This is a genomic window from Peristeroidobacter soli (assembly GCF_004138485.1).
GTDB classification, from domain to species: domain Bacteria; phylum Pseudomonadota; class Gammaproteobacteria; order Steroidobacterales; family Steroidobacteraceae; genus Steroidobacter; species Steroidobacter soli.
This window is the reverse complement of sequence record NZ_RYEV01000003.1, coordinates 923,523-943,628: the sequence shown is the minus strand read 5'-3', so window position 1 is coordinate 943,628 and position 20,106 is coordinate 923,523. Positions and strand designations below refer to the sequence as shown.

Annotated in this window: 16 protein-coding genes; 7 read left to right on the top strand and 9 right to left on the bottom strand. The window is 62.0% G+C overall.

The genetic code is table 11. From position 1 onward, the window contains the following. Positions 1-17: 17 nt before the first annotated feature. Together EKO19_RS12925 and vapB are read right to left on the bottom strand one after the other, a co-directional pair. Positions 18-413, bottom strand: coding sequence for a type II toxin-antitoxin system VapC family toxin (locus EKO19_RS12925; protein WP_129776810.1), 396 nt, complete (start codon positions 411-413; stop codon positions 18-20). Then, positions 410-721, bottom strand: a complete 312-nt coding sequence (gene vapB / locus EKO19_RS12920; RefSeq protein ID WP_129776809.1) for a type II toxin-antitoxin system VapB family antitoxin — start codon at positions 719-721, stop codon at positions 410-412. Before vapB ends, EKO19_RS12925 begins: the two co-directional genes overlap by 4 nt. A gap of 542 nt (positions 722-1,263) precedes the next feature. On the opposite strand from vapB, the gene EKO19_RS12915 reads away from it, so the two are divergent. Then, positions 1,264-2,760 (top strand): N-6 DNA methylase, encoded by a 1,497-nt coding sequence (locus EKO19_RS12915; protein WP_175597040.1) that lies wholly within the window; start codon positions 1,264-1,266, stop codon positions 2,758-2,760. Continuing rightward, positions 2,757-3,038 carry a hypothetical protein gene (locus EKO19_RS12910; RefSeq protein ID WP_129776807.1) on the top strand — a complete coding sequence of 94 codons (282 nt, stop codon included), beginning with the start codon at positions 2,757-2,759 and terminating at the stop codon, positions 3,036-3,038. Before EKO19_RS12915 ends, EKO19_RS12910 begins: the two co-directional genes overlap by 4 nt. 107 nt (positions 3,039-3,145) lie before the next feature. On the opposite strand, the gene msrA is transcribed toward EKO19_RS12910, so the two are convergent. Continuing rightward, entirely contained in the window at positions 3,146-3,793 is a 648-nt protein-coding gene (msrA, locus tag EKO19_RS12905) for a peptide-methionine (S)-S-oxide reductase MsrA (RefSeq protein ID WP_217705304.1), read from the bottom strand. A gap of 148 nt (positions 3,794-3,941) precedes the next feature. Between msrA and EKO19_RS12900 the strand changes: the two genes are divergently transcribed. Continuing rightward, positions 3,942-5,150 (top strand): serine hydrolase domain-containing protein, encoded by a 1,209-nt coding sequence (locus EKO19_RS12900; protein ID WP_129776806.1) that lies wholly within the window; start codon positions 3,942-3,944, stop codon positions 5,148-5,150. A 38-nt stretch (positions 5,151-5,188) separates the two neighbouring features. After that, complete coding sequence (locus tag EKO19_RS12895; protein ID WP_129776805.1) at positions 5,189-6,193, top strand: NADP-dependent oxidoreductase; 1,005 nt, start codon at positions 5,189-5,191, stop codon at positions 6,191-6,193. 61 nt (positions 6,194-6,254) lie between these two features. Here EKO19_RS12895 and EKO19_RS12890 read toward each other — a convergent pair whose 3' ends face one another. Then, positions 6,255-7,202, bottom strand: coding sequence for a helix-turn-helix domain-containing protein (locus EKO19_RS12890; RefSeq protein ID WP_129776804.1), 948 nt, complete (start codon positions 7,200-7,202; stop codon positions 6,255-6,257). Positions 7,203-7,729: 527 nt separating this feature from the next. Between EKO19_RS12890 and EKO19_RS12885 the strand changes: the two genes are divergently transcribed. Beyond that, on the top strand, positions 7,730-7,972 hold the full coding sequence (locus tag EKO19_RS12885; RefSeq protein ID WP_129776803.1) for a hypothetical protein: 243 nt from the start codon (positions 7,730-7,732) through the stop codon (positions 7,970-7,972). A 44-nt stretch (positions 7,973-8,016) separates the two neighbouring features. Here EKO19_RS12885 and EKO19_RS12880 read toward each other — a convergent pair whose 3' ends face one another. Beyond that, a complete protein-coding gene (locus EKO19_RS12880) occupies positions 8,017-10,275 on the bottom strand; it encodes a patatin-like phospholipase family protein (RefSeq protein ID WP_129776802.1) in 2,259 nt (752 codons plus the stop codon). A 57-nt stretch (positions 10,276-10,332) separates the two neighbouring features. Between EKO19_RS12880 and EKO19_RS12875 the strand changes: the two genes are divergently transcribed. After that, positions 10,333-12,309: a pyrroloquinoline quinone-dependent dehydrogenase gene (locus EKO19_RS12875; protein WP_129776801.1), complete on the top strand. Its 1,977-nt coding sequence runs from the start codon at positions 10,333-10,335 to the stop codon at positions 12,307-12,309. A 25-nt stretch (positions 12,310-12,334) separates the two neighbouring features. Further along, a complete protein-coding gene (locus tag EKO19_RS12870; protein ID WP_129776800.1) occupies positions 12,335-14,428 on the top strand; it encodes a TonB-dependent receptor in 2,094 nt (697 codons plus the stop codon). Here the strand turns inward: EKO19_RS12870 and EKO19_RS12865 are convergent. The 4 genes from EKO19_RS12865 to EKO19_RS12850 all read right to left on the bottom strand — a co-directional run bounded on the left by EKO19_RS12865 (position 14,413) and on the right by EKO19_RS12850 (position 20,103). Next, positions 14,413-15,009: a Uma2 family endonuclease gene (locus tag EKO19_RS12865; RefSeq protein WP_129776799.1), complete on the bottom strand. Its 597-nt coding sequence runs from the start codon at positions 15,007-15,009 to the stop codon at positions 14,413-14,415. The genes EKO19_RS12870 and EKO19_RS12865 overlap by 16 nt on opposite strands. A 217-nt stretch (positions 15,010-15,226) precedes the next feature. After that, positions 15,227-15,799: a Uma2 family endonuclease gene (locus EKO19_RS12860; protein ID WP_129776798.1), complete on the bottom strand. Its 573-nt coding sequence runs from the start codon at positions 15,797-15,799 to the stop codon at positions 15,227-15,229. 173 nt (positions 15,800-15,972) lie between these two features. Beyond that, positions 15,973-17,541, bottom strand: coding sequence for a general secretion pathway protein GspF (locus EKO19_RS12855; protein WP_129776797.1), 1,569 nt, complete (start codon positions 17,539-17,541; stop codon positions 15,973-15,975). A gap of 12 nt (positions 17,542-17,553) precedes the next feature. Beyond that, positions 17,554-20,103: a LamG domain-containing protein gene (locus EKO19_RS12850; RefSeq protein ID WP_217705302.1), complete on the bottom strand. Its 2,550-nt coding sequence runs from the start codon at positions 20,101-20,103 to the stop codon at positions 17,554-17,556. Between the last annotated feature and the right edge of the window lie 3 nt (positions 20,104-20,106).

Sequence of the window (20,106 nt, the reverse complement as noted above, 5' to 3'; positions counted from 1 at the left end):
CCCTCAATACTCAGAACCTAGCCCCACACCTCGGACTTGAGACCCGGCACATGCGCAAAGTGCCTGAGATTGTTCGTAACCAGAGTCATGCGTTGTGAAACCGCATGGGCTGCGATAAGCAGATCCATATTGCCGATCGGTTTGCCAGCCTGCTCCAGGGCAGAGCGAATTCGGGCGTAGTGAGTAGTGACAGCGCCTGTCCAATCGAGAATAGCAAGGCGCTCCAGAAATCCTTCCACCACTTCGATGAGCTGGGGGCGACCTGCCTTTTCAGCGCCAAACCGTAACTCCGCCGCCGTCATGACCGACACGCACAAGGTGTCAGCATGCTTCTGGAATTTTTCAGCCAACGCCGCTGGACGACGCCGGATGATGTAGCTGGAAATATCCGTATCCAGCATGAACCCCGTCATAGGGGCTCACGCGACTGCGGCGACAGATCGCGACGGTCCGCCAGGAAATCTTCGGGTACCTCAGTCTGAAGCGCGAAGAAGGACGACCAGTCTGGCCTCACTGGCGAAAGCACCAGCGCATCGCCCTGCTTTCGAATACGCACTTCCTTTACGTTCTCCGGGAATTTCAACTCCTGTGGTAACCGGACAGCTTGATTGCTCCCGTTACGGAATATCGACGCGCGCTTCGTGGCAATTCCCGCGGCCGACTTCGGCACGGCGACTCGCGCTGCCACTTTGGTGCGTTTGTGAGAAGGGGGACGCTTCATCCTCGACCTCGAACCTTAGGACGCGACTTAGCATATGCGCGACATATGCCTTGGTCAAGAAGGCGCCAAACAGATGGGGCAGCCCAAGTCGCCCCGCCAAATTGCCGATCCCTGAACACTGCGCCCCTTAGTGCCCGACAGCTCAATCACGGCGTGCCTCATCACTAGTCACGCCGTGATTGACAAGAAAAGCCCATAGGAGCATCTTTCGCTCCTACATGAGACGCCAAACTTCTCAACCTGCCGCCATCCCGTCTTCAAGGATCAACCATCTCCTTGAGTCGGTGAAATCGCGCCTGTCCCCGCAAGAAGGGCTCCAGCTCATTGGGCAGATCGCGGTGTGGCGCCACCTGTCGCGCCTACATCAGCCCGGAGGGGAGTCTGTCGATCGGAGCGCCCCACTAAGAGGTGTCAGGCATGCTCAGGAGTGCTTTCGAGCGTTAGCGGTTGCGACGGGTGATAACGTCAGCAAGCTCTTTAGTACGCGAGTTGCCGTTCTCAATGAGTTACGAGACCAGGACCTCAGAGAACTGAGCCATCGCGTGGTCGACACTCTAGATCATCTTGGCGCCGCTTGGTTCGCCGATGAGCTTGCACGCGTCTGGATTCCGCTCCATCGTCAAACGCAGGTGCTAAGTCCCGAGCTCTCGGATCTGATTCTACGAATAGCTCGGTCTGTACAAAAAACAGACGTCGTGACATTCCTCGGCGCGTCGTCGGAAGCCGTCGCCGTTGCCGCGACTCGGCGGGGAGTGGCGCCCAAGTTGGTGTCTCCGAATCAAGCGACGCTGACATTGATCTGCGCCCTCTTGAGAGACGTACAGGCGCAGGTGCAAGAGCGACACCCTTTCGAGCAGCCTTACGAATCGCCGTTAGACCGAACGACTCCTACGATTGCCATCCCTACCCGACTCGGCCGCATCGAGGCCGATCATGAAGCGCGCTACGCAGCGCGCAGCGCCCTGGGAGCAGCGACTGATGAAGCTCTCTATGTGGAACACGTTCTGCGACACACGACCGGTGTCGCGATCGTGCTCGTTTCCGCGCGCCTGCTATTTTCTCGTGGGCCAGAGGCGGAACTGCGCCGGGCGCTGGTTGAGAGCAGCAGGCTGAAAGCCGTCATCTCGTTCCCAGCGGGACTACTGGAACCAAACTATGTTCCGTTTGCATTACTCTTATTGGATAAGAAACAAAGCGACAACCACACCGTTTTCTGCACCGGCGATCCATACGTTGGCAAGGACCCGGGCAAGCAGCGCACGACGCCGCGTCGCTTCGTAAATCAATCGCAGCTGCTTGCAAATATCCAGCAGCCAACCTCACCACTGAGCCGTAAGGTTTCGAGCGCCGAAATCGCCAGTCGAGATTACGACCTGACAGTGCGCAAATATGTCAGTACGCAGGCGCAAGAAGCACTGGATAAAGCCGCGGGGAGTCGGCCTCGCATGCCGCTGGGTGAGCTAGTCGAGATAATCAAGCCGCAGGCGCTGCCCTCGCCGAGTGACGACGACGGTATCGAGGTCGGTGAAATGAACCCCGCCGAACTTCCCATTCACGGCTTTGTCACACGCGGCGCGCGCATGCGCTACGTCGACGCGAAGAGCTTACGTCGTAACGCCCGGCAGATCCTGAATCGAGGAGATTTGCTGCTGGCTGTCAAGGGAGTGATCGGGCCGAGCGCTGTAGCCACGCCGGAGACGACCACCGTTCCGTCGCAGGCATTCGTCATCCTGCGCCTGCGCCAGACATCTCCCATCGAAAGACCGATCGCCTTACTGATGTATTTGCGCTCGCCTCTGTTTCAATCGCTGCTGCAGTCGGCGGTGACTGGCACCACCATTCCAAATATCTCCCTCGCGGATCTCGGGCAACTTCCAGTGATCATCCCGACCCGGGAACAGCAGCAGCACTTACATCTGTTGTTCGAACATCAGGCGCAGCTGCAAGAACAAATCAACGAGCTACGCCAGCGCCAGAACGATGCTGCCGTCGAGACGTGGAACAGTCTTGGACTGTCTCCCGAGGACCTCCGCACGTGACCAGAAAATCCACGGATCCATCTGGCGGCGATCACTGGACAAGAATTGTTCTGCGCATTCTCGACGGCAATAGCGAGCGCACTATCGGCAAACGCTTCTTCGGTGTGGGCAGCGCCCTCGTGTTCGTTACCACCGTCTTTCATCCCGCCAACATTTCCTTCGTCACCAAGCTGTCCATGGTCGTGGCTGTCGAAGCAGCCATTGGCCTGCTTGCCATCCTCATGATCAAGCTCGAACGTTGGACACCGCGCAGGCCTTCTCACAAGTCAGCCGTGTGAAAAGCGCCGCGCCCGGAGCACTCAAGATGACCGCGACTAACCGCTGACGGATTCGGTCGCGATCACCCAGTCCCTCCGCAGTCTCACTGCATTGCCATGCAGATCTCCTATGCTTCTTCCGGAAGCTCAAACGAAACCCCGCATCCTCCAATGCCGCAATACCCGTTCGGATTCTTCGCCAGGTACTGCTGGTGATAATCCTCCGCATAATAAAACTCCGGCGCGTCCAGAATCTCCGTCGTAATCGTGCCGTGCCCGGCCTTGCTCAACCGCTCCTGATAGGCCGCCAGAGTCTGCTGCGCCGCCGCCTTCTGCTCAGCGTCGTAGACATAGATGCCGGACCGATACTGCGTGCCGACGTCATTGCCCTGTCTCATTCCCTGCGTCGGGTCGTGTGACTCCCAGAAGGTCTTCAGCAATGTTTCATAGCTGACCTTGCTCGGGTCGTAGACGACGCGGACGACTTCATTGTGCGCGGTGTAGCCGGAGCACACTTCTTCATAGGTCGGGTTCGGCGTGACGCCGGCGGCGTAGCCGACGGACGTGCTGTAGACGCCGGGGATCTGCCAGAACTTGCGCTCGGCGCCCCAGAAGCAGCCGAGGCCGAACAGCGCCAGTTTCAACCCGGCCGGGAACGGCGGCACGATGCGGTTGCCGTTCACGAAGTGCTTTTCGGGCACACGTAAGGCGGTGGCGCGGCCAGGGAGGATGTCGGCTGCGTCTGGCAGGACGGCTTTCTTGCGGAACGAGTACATACGCACCTCGGGGCAGCGGAATAGCGCTATGTTGCATGGGTTTTGGGGAGCGGTATAGATGCGGCCCGGGACCGCCAAAACAAGCTTGTCGGAACCGCGCGGCCTGGTGCGTCCTTGACTCGAAAGCCCACCCTGGGGAGATGGATTCATGACCCACAAAGGCCTTGTCAAATCGCGGCTCGACCGCATGCATCAGGTGCTGACCGGGCACGTCGAGCGCGGCCACATTCCAGGCATCGTGGCCTTGGTCAGCCGCCATGACGACGTTCATGTGGACGTGCTCGGCAACCTCCACGCCGACCGCAACGAGCGCCTGTCGCGGGATGCGATTTTCCGGATCGCGTCGATTACGAAGCCCGTGGCCGCGGTCGCCACCATGATCCTGATCGAAGAGTGCAAGCTGCGCCTGGACGATTCGATCGAACCCTGGCTGCCGGAACTGGCGAACCGGCGCGTACTGAAGTCCATCGCATCCGAAGTGGACGACACCGTACCCGCACGCCGCTCCATCACCGTTCGCGACGTGCTGTCCTATCGAATGGGCTTCGGCAGCGTGATGGCCATGCCGGACACCTATCCCATTCAGAGATACATCCGTGAGTATCGACTCGGCGGCGACGGGCCGCCGCGCCCCGCGAAAGCGCCGACCACGAATGAATGGATCCAGCGCCTCGGCTCGCTGCCGCTCATGGCGCACCCCGGCGAGAGATGGCTGTACAACACCAGCGGCGACGTGCTCGGCATTCTGGTCGAACGCGTCTCTGGAAAATCCTTCGGCACATTCCTGCGCGAACGCATCTTCGAACCGCTCGGCATGAAAGACACGGCGTTCAACGTGCCCGCCAGCGAATTCCATCGCATGCCGACCTGTTACGCGTTCAATCACGCGGCCAACAAACTGGACGTCTACGATCCGTCGGGCCCGGAAAGCTCATGGGCGCCGTCGCCGCCCTTCGAATCCGGCGCGGGTGGCCTGGTCTCGACTGTCGATGATTACTTTGCTTTCACTCGAATGATGCTCAACCAAGGCCGCCTCGGCCGCGAGCAAATCCTGTCGCGCGCCAGCGTCGAGCTGATGACCTCAGATCAACTCACGCCGCAGCAGCGCGAAGGCGCTGAGCTCTTCTTCGGCACAGCCTCGAGCTGGGGTCTGGGATTGGGCGTCTGCATTCATCGCGAGGAGATCTATCGGAAGCCGGGCCGCTTCGGTTGGGATGGCGGCACCGGGACGTCCGCCTATGTGGATCCCGCCGAGGGGCTGATTGGAATCCTGCTGACTCAGCGAATGATGGACTCGCCCGAGCCACCCAGAGTCTTTACTGATTTCTGGACGCAGGCGTATGCGGCGATGGAGTAGGCTTGTAACGTTCCGTCTCACAGGAAACAAACGCCACCATGCAATGGACCGTCGTGCTGACCTTGTTTGCGAGCCTGTTTTCTTCGCTGGCCACAGCCGCGCCCTCGCAAATGCGCGCGCTGCTCATGACAGGCTACGGAGGCGCCGAGGTCATGAAGCTCGGCGAGGTGGCTGTCCCCACGCCGGCGACCGGCGAGGTTCGCATCCGCACTCACGCCGCGGGCATCAATCCAATTGATTGGAAGATCCGCACCGGCAAGATGCAACGAAACTACGGCGTGACGCTTCCATACATCCCGGGCCGCGATGTGGCGGGAACCATCGACGCAATCGGCCCTGGCGTCACCGGCTGGAAAGTCGGCGACAGCGTCGTCGCGGTAACGAGCGGCGGCACGCTCGCGGAATATGTAATCGCCCCAGCCAGAAACGTCGCACGCAAGCCGGACAAACTCACATTCGAGGAAGCCGCCGGCATCCCGACCGCTTCACTCGCCGCCTGGCGCACGCTCATTACCAACGGCGACATCCAGAAAGGTCAGCGCGTTCTGATTCATGGCGGCGCGGGTGGCGTCGGCAGCACGGCCGTGCAGCTCGCTCACTGGCGTGGCGCGCATGTGATTGCCACCGCATCGGGGCGCAATCACGACTATCTGAAATCGATCGGTGCCGATGAAGTCATCGATTACCGCACCACTCGTTTCGAAGACGCGGCAAAGAATATGGACGTGGTGCTCGATACTGTCGGTGGCGAAACATTGCAGCGATCGCCCGCAGTACTACGCGAGGGCGGCACGTTGCTGACGATCGTCGGCATGCCGCCAGCGCAAGCATGCAGCGAACGCAAACTCCACTGCCCCACGCCGAGCACGGCTACGCGTGAACAGCCTGGCGAGGAACTGACAAAGCTCGGCCAGCTGTTCGACAGTGGCGCACTGAAGATGCACGTGGAGGCTGTGTTTCCGCTGGATCGAGCGGTCGAAGCGTTGGCGCTGAGCGAGACCGGCCGGGCGCGCGGCAAGATCATCGTTCGCGTGATCGACTGACCCGGGCCCCAAAAAAAAAAGCTCCAGCAGGTCCCCCTGCTGGAGCTTCAAGGACTCAAAATCACGCAGCCGCTGCTCCCATGCCACCCATGAAGGTCAGCGAGTCGGCAGCGCGACGGCATTCACGCGGCGTCACGCCATGGAAACGTCGCAGCGCGCGGAACAACGTCGAGCGGGAGTCGAAGCCGACCACCTTCACGATGTCTTCCACCGCCAGCTCGCTTCCACGCAGCAGCCGTCCAGCCACCGTCGTGCGCTTACGCTGCAAGTACTCGTGCGGCGTCACGTCGTGGATGTGCTTGAACAGCCGCAGGAAGTGATGGCGCGACAGGAACGCGGCGCGAGCCATGTCACCCAGCATCAACGGCTTGTCGAAGTTGGAATGAATGAAATCGGTCGCCAGCGATACCCGGCGCAGAATCTCGCGACGCGTGGCCGCGCGACGCACCGGCACACCCCGGGCCCGCTGCAACACGTCCCGATGCCGGGACAGCATGCGCTCGAGCAGGAACGCGAACTGTTCTTCGAACCACAGCGGATCGTTCAAGCCCATCTCGCAATGACGACGAATGAACAGCAGCACCGGCGTCACACCGCGATCGTGCGTCTGCAGGTGGGGAATGAAAGGCAGCGTCGCCGACGCCTGCACCTCACCCTCATCCAGCAGCCGGTCTTCGGCAGTCAGCATCGAGCCGAGCACTTCTTCGGGCATGCCTTTACGGAACAGTACGGTCAACACGTTCACCGGCTCGGCGCCACGAATCCGGACCGTGGCCGGTCCCGCAGGGATCGGCAACCAGGTGTCGTCATCGACGGCGATGCGCCGGTTGTCCAGCGTGACTTCCTGCCGTCCGCCCCACGCGCTCAGCAGCGCGAAGCGCTCACCGTCCAGCGTGTAATCGGCGACCTGCGTGTGCAGGCTCACCACGGTATTTTCGGAGCTGGGCTGTCGCGCCAACGCCGCACTCAGATCACCACTCACCATCTCATGGGTTCGACGGAGAATCATCCCGTTACCCCTCCCCGTTGCTTAGCAGTCAACACCGGCCGCAACACCGGCCTCTCTGGAGTTCGCCCCCGCCCTCGCGACGTACGCGGCAGACTCCACCCTAAAAGCTGACACATCCTGGAAATCGGCTGAGTTGTCACCATTTCCGCGCCATTTCGCGCTGGCTACAAGCGCTTTACGATGATCTGATTGCGGCATGCGGCGAAAGGTTGCAGCGGTCCCCTAACTTCAGTCAGGCCCGGGATGAATTACGCAATGAATGAGACAGCGTCGCGCATGATCGGCTCTCGGATCGCAGGATCGGTTGCTCACCCTTGCCACTGAAAGTTGCAGGTACGCCACGGACTTGGCGCATTTCAGCGGCCTCCACCCTAAAGACGAGTGGACCACCGCCGGGGAGACACCGTGATTAAAAAGAATTCACAGCGCGCTCCGGATCATTGCGGCTGGTAGGTGGCAGGGCGCTCCGGGTAAAATCGCGCCCGCTTAGAACTTGTCCAAATCCTAGACGCTGTCTCAACGCCCCCATGCCCATCGCTCACGAGCACAATCTTGCGCGCCCCGTGCCGCGCGACTGCCAGTTCGGTATCCGAGTGAAACTGCGCTCCACCGATCCCTTCAAGAACCTGGTCGGCGGCGATTGGACCCGCGAGCACTGGTACGCCACGCGCGATGAGCGCGATCGCATGCTCAAGGAAATGAGCGGCCGCTATGTGTATTTCCGCCCAGGCGACCGGCCGACGCTCGAGTTCGAGAAGGTCGACCGTTAACTCCGAGTCGAAAGGGCCTTGGCCGCTTTCGACTCGACGGATCCTTAGAAGGTGCGGCCGAGGAACAGATAGAACGCCTTCTGGTGTTCCTCGGCGTCGTAGCCCGTCGCCAGATAGACGGGCCCGAGCGGGGAGTCCACGCCGAAGAACACGCTGAAGTTCTTCCGCAAGTCCCCGAAGCCGGCGTCGGCGCTGTCCAGCCAGGTGTTGCCCGCCTCGAACGACAGGCCCGCATAGGCCGGGAAGTTGAGCACTCCCTCGCCGCCCCGCCCCACCCGCCGCTGATAAATGAGTCGGCCGATCCCATAGTGAGGCCCGGCCAGATAGCCGGGCGGCAGACCGGACAGGTTCAGGAAGCCCCCCAGCGAGTAGAAGTTTTCCGGTCGCGCCAGCTCGGCGTCGGCCGTGGTCCCGCCCTCCAGCCACAAGATCAGGGTGTGCCGGTCGAACGAGCGCGCCACCAGCCACGAGGTCTCGAACGCATTCAGGTTTTCTTCCGAGCCGATGCTCTCGCGCTCGCCCCGCCACTGGAACTCGAACTGCTGGCCATGACGCGGGAAGAAAATGCTGTCGAGTCGGTCGTAGGAGAAGCGCGCGAAATAACCGCCGCGATCGAACTCGGCGGCGGGCAGCGTCGGGTCGCCGATCAGCAGGCGCGAACGCCCCGTGCCCCGTCGCATGCCGAACCGGACCTCGCCCCAGTTCGATATCTCACGCCCGATGTCCAGGCCGCCTTGCAAGGTCCGCACGCGATACTCCGCCAGCAGGTCCTTGCGATCGGCGCCGAGCTGGTAAACGCTGCGCTCCTCGAAATCGATACTGGGCGCGATGAAGTAACGGCTCGCCAGCGACAGCGGCTGATACAGCTCGGTGAAGACCTTGGGGTTGTCGCCGATCTGAATGTCGGTGAGCCATTCGGCGCCGAGCGGATTCAGCTCGGTGGCGATGAAACGCATGGCCGCGTTGTAACGGCTGGTGCCCTCGAAATTGTCTTCCAGGTTCAAGCCGAAGCGCACGTAATTCGGCCCCCAGCTCTTGCGTTTCAAGTCCAGCTCCAGCCCGGTGCGCCCGTCCTCTTCGATCAAGTTGTAATCGATGGACTCGAAGCGATCCAGCGCATACAGCGACGACAGCTTGCTGCGTACTTGATCGGCATTCATGGACTTGCCGACCAGATCGTTCATGGTCGCCTTCACCAGGGCGTCGTATTCCATCGAGCGCGGATCGGCTCGCACGAATTGAATGGTCGGCAGACTGGCGTCCCGTGGATTGCGGGTGGCCAGATAAGTCACATAGTCGTCCGGGCTCAACGCGAGCTTCTGCAACGCTGCCGTCTGCTCTCGCGCTCCGATCTCGCCAGCGCGCAATGCCTGCGGCACACGAGCAAATTCCGCCGAGGCGAACCGGCCCAGCGGCGGCTCGATCACGATGTCACTCGGCCCGAGCAACGCGCGCTGCTCACGCGTCCGCGCACGAATCAGAATCGCAAACGCCTGATTGGTGACTTCGATGGGCGAGGTCAATTCCTCGCTGGCGTACAAGGGAAAACTCACATCGACGACGATCAGCACGTCGACTTTCATCGCGCGGGCAATGGCAACCGGCAGGTTTTCGGTAATCCCGCCATCGACCAGCAATTTGCCATCGCGTTCGACCGGCGCGAACACACCCGGCGCCGACATGCTGGCTCGCATCGCCGTGACCAGATCGCCGGAATCCATGATCACCGCTTCGCCAGTCTCCAGATCCGTGGCGACCGCGCGAAACGGAATGGGCAGGCGATCGAAGTGCTGAACGGCCGCGACCGGCAGCGACGCGCTTCGCAACACCTGCTCCAGCTTCTGGCCTTGAACCAGGCCCCGCGGCAACACGAAACCTTTGTCGGTCACACCGAGCGCATAACGCACCAGGAATTCGCGATCGTCCTGCTTGCGACGGAACCCCAGTTCCTCGCGCGGTGGACGGTCCTTGAACGCGTCTTCCCAATTCACCGAGCTCAGCAGTTTTTCGATATCCGCGACCGGCATGCCCGACGCATACAAACCGCCGACCACCGCACCCATGCTGGTACCGGCGATGGCGTCGACGGGGATGCGCAATTCGTCGAGCACTTTGAGCACACCGACGTGGGCCGCGCCCCGCGCGCCGCCGCCACTAAGTACCAGACCGACACGCGGTCGTGCCTGCTCGGTGGTCGCGGCCAGGACGGGCGACATCGACGACGCGCCGAGGACCAGCGCGATGAACATCGCAAACGACGACGCTGGGAAACGTCGCGCGCGGCATGCGGAGTGGGCCTTCATCGTCGAAATTATAAGACAGAGCTTGTGACGCCGAACCTTGATCGCTAGGCTTTTTGCATGACATTTGCCTGTCGCCGGTTGGCCACGCTGCTATGGATCGCCTCGATCGCCGGTCAGGCGTGGGCCGCGCCTCCGCACCGGCGGCTCAACGATGACGACGCTCAATGGCAGTCCTACGGCGGCGATGCCGGCGGTACTCGTCACGCAGCGTCACGGCAAATCACCTCGGACAACGTCGATCAGCTGGAAATCGCCTGGACCTATCGCACCGGCGAGCTCGGTGTGGGCTTCCTGCGCGCCGACAAAATGTCGTTCGAAGCGACGCCGATCCTGGTCGACGACATGCTGTATCTGAGCACGCCGACCAACATCGTGATCGCGCTCGATGCCGCCACCGGTAGATTTCGCTGGCGCCACGATCCGAAGACGCCGCGCCATGTACGTTATTCCGAAGCCACTTCCCGCGGCGTTTCGTGGTGGACCGATGAGTCGGCCGACGCCACCGCTCGTTGCGCCCAGCGCATTTTCATCGGCACGCTGGACGCGCGGCTGATCGCGCTCGACGCTCGCGACGGCGGGCCGTGCATGGACTTCGGCAGCAACGGCAGTGTCGATCTCGCTGCCGGCGCAAGACCGACCGAGCGAGGTGAATATTTAGTCACGTCGCCACCGGCGGTGTATCGCGACCTGATCATCACGGGCTCGGCGATTGGTGACAATCGAGGGGTCGAGCTGGAACGAGGCATGGTGCGTGCCTTCGATGCCCGCACCGGCGTGCAGCGCTGGTCATGGGATCCCATTCCCAATACCAACGAAGCAGCGACGGCACTTGGCTGGACCGAGGAATCCGCTCGACGCACGGGTGGCGCGAATGCCTGGTCGATGCTGTCGGTCGATGCGGGTCGCGGCTTGATCTTCGTGCCGACAGGCTCGGCCAGCCCGGATTTTTTCGGTGGCGAGCGCCCCGGCTTGAACAACTTCGCGAACTCGCTGGTCGCGTTGCGCGCCGAGACGGGCGAGTTGGTCTGGCATCGACAGCTCATCCATCACGACCTGTGGGACTACGACCTCGCCGCGCAGCCCATGCTCATCGACTTCGACCGCGACGGCAAATCCATCCCTGCAGTCGTGCAAGCCACCAAGACCGGTCTGCTGTTCGTGTTCGATCGCGAGACCGGCGAGCCCGTGTTCGAAATCGTCGAGCGTCCAGTGCCTGCCTCCACCGTGCCCGGCGAGCTCGCGTCGCCGACGCAACCGTTTCCTGCGACTCCCACGCTGGTCTCGCACGCCGCCGTGACTGCGCAGGATGCCTGGGGCCTGACCGTGATCGATCGCGCCAGGTGTCGCGATCTCATCAGCAAATATCGCTCGGAAGGCTTGTTCACGCCGCCCAGTCTGCAGGGAACCATTCTCTCGCCCAGTTTCGTTGGTGGCGTGAATTGGGGCAGCCTCGCCTTCGACCATGAGCGCCAGCTCATCCTGGCCGCCGTCAATCATGTGCCCATGGTTGCGACTCTGGTTCCGCGCGACCAACTGCAAGCCATGCGCGACTCCGGGAACTATCCCGACTCCGAGTTCGCTGAGCAGGCAGGCACGCCCTATGGCATGCGCCGCGAAATGCTGGCATCGCCGCTCGGGCTGCCTTGCACCGCCCCGCCCTGGGGCTCGCTGGCGGCCATCGATCTGCGGCGCAATGCCATCCTCTGGCAAGTCGTGCTTGGCTCGACCCGCGACCGCACGCCCTGGTTTGTGCCGTCGCGGACCATTGGCATGCCAAATATGGGGGGGCCAATGGTAACGGCGGGCGGACTGGTCTTTATCGGCGCGGCCACCGACAATTACCTGCGCGCGTTCGACATCCAGACGGGTCGGGAGCTGTGGAAGGGCCGGTTACCCGCGGGGGGCCAGGCAACGCCCATGAGCTACGAGATCGGCGGGCGCCAATTTGTAGTGATTGCCGCCGGCGGGCATGGCGGGCTGAAGACCAAGCAGGGCGATTACGTCGTCGCCTTCGCGTTGCCGCCGGCGCGCTGACGACTCAAACGTACAGGTTCACATCATGCGTGCTTCGCGCTTCGGTTCCACTGCCCTGCTCGGTTGCACGGCGCTCCTGATCACCACCGTGCAAGCGGCTGACCGCGGCACCAACGGTCGCGTGGAAGAAGTCGTCGTTACAGGCACCCGTGAAGCCGAACAACTGCGCGACTTCGCCGGCAGCATTTCGCTCGTGAAAGGCGATGACGTCACCGTCGTCGGCTCGACTCATCACAGCGAGATCATGAACCGCGCCCCAGGCACGATGATCCAGCGCAACAGCGGCGAGGAAAGTCTTACCGCGATCCGCTCGCCCGTGCTGAGCGGCCCCGGCTCGTGCGGCACGTTTCTGTTTCTCGAAAACAGCGTGCCCATCCGCCCCACCGGCTTTTGCAACGTCAACGAGTTGTTCGAGGTCAACAGCGAACAGGCCAGCTCGATCGAAGTGCTGCGCGGACCGGCCGGTGTGATTTACGGCTCGGGCGCGATGCACGGCGCGATCAATGTGATTTCAGCTCAACCCGGCGAAATGCCGGCCGGCAGTGTCGCGCTCGAAGCCGGTCCGGACGAGTACTACCGCGGCAAGCTCGGCTTGAGCCACAAGAGCGATGCGACCGATATCGGCGGTGTCGTCGTCGCCTCGCACGACGGAGGCTGGCGCGACAGCTCGGGTCTCGAAGAACAGAAGTTGAATGTCGGGCTCACGCACCGGCGCGGCGATGCGCAGATGGGACTCGATCTCGCCGCCACCAATTTGAATCAGGAAACGGCCGGTTTCATTCAAGGCTTCAATGCCTATCGCAACGAAGCCATCGCCAGATCGAATCCCAACCCGGAAGCATATCGCGATGCCTACGCGGTGCGCCTGACGGGTCGCTATGAGCAACCGCTCAGCGAGAACATGCATCTGGCCGTGCGTCCGTATGCTCGCTATTCGCGCATGGACTTCCTGCAGCACTTCCTCATCGGCAAACCGCTCGAGGAGAACGGCCAGGAGTCGGTCGGCGTGCTGACCGCGCTGGATTTCACCGCGTTCAACAACACGCGCTTCCTCACCGGCATCGATATCGAGTTTGCGCAGGGTTTCCTCGAGGAAACACAAGCCGGCCCGGCCACCGACGGCGCGCCTGCCGCCAATGCCATTCGCCCCGCCGGCAAACATTACGACTATCGGGTCGACAGCCGCGTCGCCGCCATTTACGGCCAAGTCGAGCAACCGTTCGCCGAACGCTGGCGGGCCACGGGCGGCGTTCGCTACGAGTACGTCGATTACGAATATGACAACCGCATGATCGACGGCAACACCGCCGAGAACGGAGCGACCTGCCCGGGCGGCTGCTTGTTCAATCGTCCCGCGGATCGCAGCGACGACTTCAACAATGTGACTGCCAAGCTGGGCCTGAGCTACGAGATCACCGACGATCACACGTTGTATGTCACCGCCACTCGCGGCTATCGCGCGCCCGACACCAGCGAGCTGTATCGATTGCAGCGTCAGCAGTCGGTCGCGGATCTCGATTCAGAGCGCCTGGACAGCATCGAGCTCGGTGCACGCGGCTTTTTCGGCCCGCTCAACTATTCGCTCGCCGCGTTCACGATGGACAAGGACAACGTGATCTTTCGCGACTCGAACGGCTTCAACGTCAGCGACGGGCGCACCAAACACGAGGGCGTCGAATATGAGTTCTCCTGGGCGGCGCTCGAGACGCTGTCACTGACGCTCGCCGGCACCTATGCGAAACACACCTACGATTTCAACCGGGTCATCGAGCAAGGCGAGACCATCGTCGCCGGCCGCGACATCGACACCGCGCCTCGTCACATCAACACCGCTCGCCTGAATTGGAACTTCGTGCCTTCGGCAGCGGCGGAGCTGGAATGGGTGGGGGTCGGCAAGTACTTCGTCGACGCCGCCAATGCCAACGAATATCCCGGTCATGACTTGTTGAACCTGCGCGTCAGCTGGCACGTCACCGACCACTGGCGGACCCTCCTGCGCCTCAACAATGTCACCGACCGCGCCTATGCCGATCGCGCCGATTTCGCTTTCGGCAACTATCGCTATTTCCCCGGCCGCGGCCGCACGCTGTTCGTCGAAGTCCGTTACGAGATGGAATAGTCGCCGAAGTTGAACAGCCGCGTCAGGTCGATATGAATATCCAGCGACGGCACGACTAGCGGCCGCGGCGGCTGTATCAACTCCTGCTCCACGAACGCGCCGCCGTGCGGAGCGCCGTAGCAGTTCAACGTCTTTACGCCGACGTCCACCAGCCACGCTTCACGCACTCCGTAAGCGGCGTACAACGGCATTTTGACCTCCCGATCATAGAGCCAGGTACTGTCGCTCACCTCGATGACCAGGAGCGTGTCACGCGCGGTCGGGTGCGCTTCGCAATAACGATCGCGACGCGGACGGAGCAACATGAGATCGGGCTGAGGCTCGGTGTGACGACTCAGCCGCAGCGGCGACTGTTCGAACACTACAGCTCGATCACCGACCGCCTTCACCAACTGCCGATGCAACCATGAGACCGTGGCCGCGTGCCGACATCCTATCGGGGGCATATCGCAAATCTCTCCTTCGATCAGCTCCGTCCGCGCATCCGGCGCGAGCAGACCCACTTCGGCCATGCGGTAGTACTGCTCGACCGAAAATCGGTACGGGCTGTGCTTGTTGTTGCTCACTGGGTTGGTAGCCATGTTGGACAGACCTTATCAGCATCGCCACGGCGTGAATCGATGATTAGTGTTGGCGATTCGACCAGAAAATCAACAACTATCCGGCCCGGAATGGTGTAGGAGGGGCTTTTCGTTCCGCGGCATTCCCGCGCATCTGCACGCGCGGAAAGCGCGCGCACAGAAAAAGGCCCGGCGAGAGCCGGGCCTGAAAATTCACTGCGCAAACTGAGCGAACGAGTTACTCGAACAAGCCTGTCAAATCGACCGAGACGTCACCGACTGACTTCACGGGCACAAGATCAGGATTTGTAATATTCACGACCTCAGAAAACTCACCGCCGCGCGGACTGCTGAAGCACTGGAGTTCCTGTTTCCGGAGGTTCACGATCCAGTAGTTGGAAACGCCGTGCCGCGCGTACAAGGGCACCTTGACGTCACGGTCGTAACGTAGCGTGCTGTCGCTGGTCTCGATCACCAGCAGCACGTCGTCAGGTATTGGATTCGATCGACGATAGAAATCATTGCGCGGCCGCAGCAACATCAGATCGGGCTGAGGCGCACTGTATTCGCCGAGAATCAACGTCGACCCGCTGCTAACAATGGCGGCATCGCCAACGGCTTTCACGAAGCGCTGGATCAGTAACATTCCCGTTCCGCCGTGGCGGCTTCCCATGGGCGGCATATCAATGATCTCTCCATCGATCAATTCCACTCGCGCGTCCGGCGCGAGCAAGCCCACTTCAGCCATGCGGTAATACTCATCGACAGTGATTCGATGCTTCATCACGTCGTTGTTAGTCATGGCATTCATAAGTTGGTCCTCGATGGAGAAGGTACCGGGCCTCGAACGGCCGTTCGGAGGCGATAGTTCGACGAAGCGCCAGAAAACGCAAGCCGCACGGCAAGAGGAATGTGCTAAGGCCCGCGCCAATAAAAAGGCCCGGCGAGAGCCGGGCCTGACAATCGACAGCGCGAAAAAATCAGTTACACCGGACCGTTGACGATGGGATTGAAAGCGGTCATTCCATCGAGGGCCGTGCCCGTGCCGAGGGCGTTGCCGAAGATGCCGTTGAACGCGCCGCTCTGGCCGTGCAGCGCCATGTAGTTGAGGATCACGGTCTGCACCAGCAGGTTGACGTTGTTGGCAGCCGGGCTGCTGCTCGTGACAACGTCGCCGCCGGCGCTGTAAAAGCCGAGTTGTTGATGACGCGGAGCAGCCGCAGTGCCATCGCCGATGAGCGTCGGACGACCGTTGGGGCTGAAGACCAGGAAGAACGACGCAGCCGTCTGCTGATTGTCGCCGGTCCATTGACCCTTGCCGCGACCGCCGGCGGAGTCGTCGATCATGCCGTTCGAGGACAACGAACCGTCGCTGAAGACGTAGAGCATCAGCGGCTTGTTCTTCGCCGCCGCGTATTCCAAGCAGGCACCGATACAACGACCCGCGCGCAGATCGCGCGCTTCGCCGGTGGCACGATCGCCCGTGTGATAGTCGAAGCCGCCCATGCTGATGGTACCGGCGCCGGCGTTGCCTTCGAGCACCAGCTTCATCACCGAAGCCGTCTTCTGAAACTCACCGTCGCCACCGAAGTCGGCGCCGAACAGTCCTTGAATGACGGTATCGAGCGACGGATTCAACGTCGAGGGATTGCTGAACATGTCCACCGTGCCGGCGCTCTTCAGATAGGCGCACTTGAAACGCTCTTCGACCTGAGCGTCATTGGGCAGCCCGGTGCTGACGTTGGCGAGCTTGCGCTCGGTGATGCGGTACATGGTCTCGAGCGTCCGCACGGTGTCGGGCGCGCTGAGGATGGTGGCGACGTCGCCGGTGTCGACCAGGCCCGTCACGTCGCTGACGCGATCGATCTTGGTCGGGCGGAACTCGGGGTTCACGAACGTGGCCGGGCTCATCGAGTTGCCGCCGGACTCGGAGTTCTGCGAGCCGATCAGAGTCAGCAAGCGCGAGCGGACGCCCCACTTGGCGAGCCCATACATCGGATTGTGAGGATTGTTGCCCGTGTCGTTCTCGGAACGCGCGGCGATCACGGCACCGTTGATTCGAGCTCGCGTGGCCGTCGTGGTTTTCTCGAGCATGCCGCGCAGGAACGCGCTGTCCGAATGAAATGCCAGGCCGAATTCCGTGTTGACGAAATTGGTGGTCGCATTGTTCGGCAGCATGTTGCCGGGCAAGCCCAGCTTGGAATATCCCTGAGTGCTCAGGAAATCCATCTGGCCGCCCTGCTGTCCCACCAGCACGTTCGAGCCCGCGATATTCGCGCCGCCGGCCAGATCGAAACAGATGAATGGAATCCGACGATCGCCCGCGGTCAGACCGCAGGTATCCAGCATGTTGTCGAAATCGTCGTGAAGCTCTGCTTTCGCCTGACGCGGATTCATCATGCTCAGAGCCGCCGGCACCATCACCGAAGCGGCGCCAGTGGTGAAACCCTGCGCGAGAAAATCTCGGCGAGTCACCGGCCTCCTGTGCGAGCCATGTTTCAGAGGCTCGTCCAGACCGAGAGCGCGTTTACGTTGTGACTTGATAATGAACATGGGATGAGCCTCTTACTCAACCAGGGTCGTGGCGCTGCCGAGCGCGGCGCCGCAGGCAGCCTTGACGACATCCGCCGTGCGCTGTCCGGTGCAGGTCTGACTGGAGCACAGCGTGCCCATCAGGCCACCGATATCGCTATCGAATCCGTTGGCGTCGTTGTTCAACTGCGAAGTGGCCGTGCCGACGGTCTTGTAGTACAGGGTGTCGAGCACCGCCTGGCCGTTGGCGTTCGGCACTCTGCCGCCTCCGCCCGGCTGGGTGAGATCCGCACTGAAGTCCACGCCCGGGAAAAAGGCGGTCCGCAACGACGGCGTGTTCACCATCACGTTGCAGTACTGCAAGGCCAGCTGAGCCACCGCGGTCTGATGCGAGGACAGATAACCCTGCAGGTCATGCACCGCCGGCAACGACTGACGCACGTTGTTATATGAGCGCTTGATATCGGCGTTGTTGGGATCGACGCCGGTGATCGATGCCATGCTCGCGTTGATGGCATCGAACAGCTTCACGCCGATGTCGGACGTGCCCGAGCTGCCCACCTTCGCCGGCTGCAGCCCCGGGCTGTACGCCGAGCAAACATGCCGACTGGAGCCCAGCTGGTCGAAGCACAGGAAGAACTGGTCGAATTCCGGCCCCTGCTCCAGCGGAATGATCGTGCCCACCGAGGACAGCAGCTGACCGGTCGCGGCCGAGTACAGCTGATCGTTGATGGTCGTATTCAACAATCGATACGCCTGACCCACCGGCGCTTCGGCGCCGTTCACGCCGATACGCATGCTGTCCAGAGTGATGTTGCCGGGCATCGCCGTCGGATCCAGGCTGATGAACTTCGGATTGGTGAACAGATAGCCGAAGCTGTCGTACTGCGTGACTTCGAACATGATGTACGACTTCGGCACATTGACGATATGCGACACGCCGAACAGCAGGAAGAACTTCTGGCCGACGCCCGCTTCGAAGTTCTGCTTGATCTGCTGCAGGTTCAGCGCGCGGTTGTAAACAGCGACCAGGCGCAGCACGCCCTGCCACTGGCGATCGCCGCTGGCTTCGTTACCGAGGTACAGCGCGAAAGTATTGTCCCAGGCTTCCAGCGTTCCGCCGCCCGCGCTGTCCAGGTCGCCGGTGAATTCGCCGTTGACATAGATGCGACGACCGTTGACCGGATCGAACGTCATGACGACGTGCTGCAACGACGCCTGCAAACGTTCCGCGTCGTCATCGGTGATCAGCTTCGGCATGCCGTTCGCATCGGTCTCGGAACTGCGCGCGGCGAACTCGTAGTTGTACAGGTTCTGACCCATCGTAAAGTTGCGCACGGTCGCGCTGCCGGAGTAGCTGACGATGCGCGCGTCTTCCTGCGTGACGTTACCGGGCACGACCCACGCTTCGATGGAGTACTCGCCCGTCGCCTTGATCAGATCGTTGAACTTGCGGCTCGGCGCGCCGAAGGTCTTGGCCCGGCCGCTGCGGATGTTGATACCCCAACCGCCGACCCAATCGACGCCCGGTACCGAGAGCTCGAGATCGGCGGCGGGCGCGACGCCGCTGGTGTCGTACGCGATGTTGCCGCTGCCGGTTTTGAATTCATACAAAGCGATCATGTTCGATTCATAGCGATTGCCGCCGCTCGCGACCGTGCCGTCGTACAGCGTCAGCGCCTTGCTGAGCATGAGCGACGGATCGAGCACCGGGTCGGGCGTCGCGTTCGCCAGCGTACGAATGCGGGCAAGCATGACCTGCGCGTCCGCCGAGCAGTCGGCGGTCCAGCAGTTGTGCTTTTCCTGGCCCAGGCGCACCACGAAGCGGGACAATTCCGGCGAGTTCAGATTCATCTTCGGAATCGCCGCTTGATAGGCTTGCAGGAACACCGCGCCCGCCGGGTTGAACGAAGCGCGATCGCCGGCCGCGAAGAACGGCGATTGCGCCGTCGCGGAGTCCGGCTGATGGCAGCCCGAGCAATGCTCATCGAGCAGGTCGTAGACGCCCCTGAACTCGGTCGGAATCGTGCTCGCATCCAGGCGCTTGCCAGCGGCCGCGTCGACCGGCTGCGGCTCGATCAATGTGATCTGCTTGCCGCCGGAGCCCGTCGCGCCGACCCACGCCGTGATCCAACGAGTCAGATCGCTCGCGCAGGCGGCCGGATCGCCGCGCCAGCAGTTGTGGCCGCCGGCCACTTTCGTGACCAGCGTCGACAGTGAAGGATTCTCGCGATTCACGATGCCGGTGGCCTGCTGATAGGCCTGGTTCACATCGTCCGAGCGAGCAAACGAAGGCGATTGACCCGTGGCGTTGTGACAGCCGCCGCAGCGATCGGCGCCGCGAATGTTGGTCCAGAACTCGTTACGGAAGGCCTGGATATCGTCATTCGCCGCGCCAGGGCCGACATAGTCGGCGCCCGCGGTGGGACGATCCGGGACCGGATTCTGCTCGGTGCTCGAGCCGCCGCTGCAACCGGCGAGTGTCAGTACGCCGAGCGCAGCCAACGCTGCGACTCGGGCCACTCGGGCAGCGATGTTGATTTGGTGAGCGCGCATGGGTTTCTTGATGCTGTTGATGCTCATGGG